This is a genomic window from Streptomyces doebereineriae, from assembly GCF_031845645.1.
Taxonomy (GTDB): domain Bacteria; phylum Actinomycetota; class Actinomycetes; order Streptomycetales; family Streptomycetaceae; genus Streptomyces; species Streptomyces canus.
On the sequence record NZ_JAVREZ010000449.1, the window covers coordinates 1 to 420 of the forward strand.

At 76.2% G+C, this 420-nt stretch carries 1 pseudogene; it reads right to left on the reverse strand.

The window, feature by feature from the left end:
- Positions 1-420, reverse strand: a pseudogene (locus RNB18_RS52725) (AfsR/SARP family transcriptional regulator); the annotation flags it as partial.

Genomic DNA, 420 nt, shown 5'->3' on the forward strand with positions numbered 1-420 from the left:
GGCCAGTTCGCGGTAGTGGACCAGGTGGCGCCGCTCGACGGCGTCCCGCTCCCCCGCCTCCGCCAGCCGCTCGGCCGCGTACTCCCCCACGGTCTCCAGCAGCCGGTAGCGCATCTCCGCGTCCTCGCCGGGCGCGGCGACGACGAGGGACTTGTCGACCAGGGAGCCGAGCAGGGCGGCCACGTCGAGAGAGTCGACGGCGACCCCGTCGGCCGGGGCGGGCAGGGCGCAGACCTCCTCGGCGGCGGCGAGGGAGCAGCCGCCCGCGAAGACGGCGAGGCGGCGCAGGACGGCCCGTTCGGCCCCGTCCAGCAGCTCCCAGGACCAGTCGACGACCGCGCGCAGGGTCTGCTGGCGGGGCAGCACGGTCCGGCTCCCGTTGGTGAGGAGGCGGAAACGGTCGTCCAGCCGGTCCGCGAT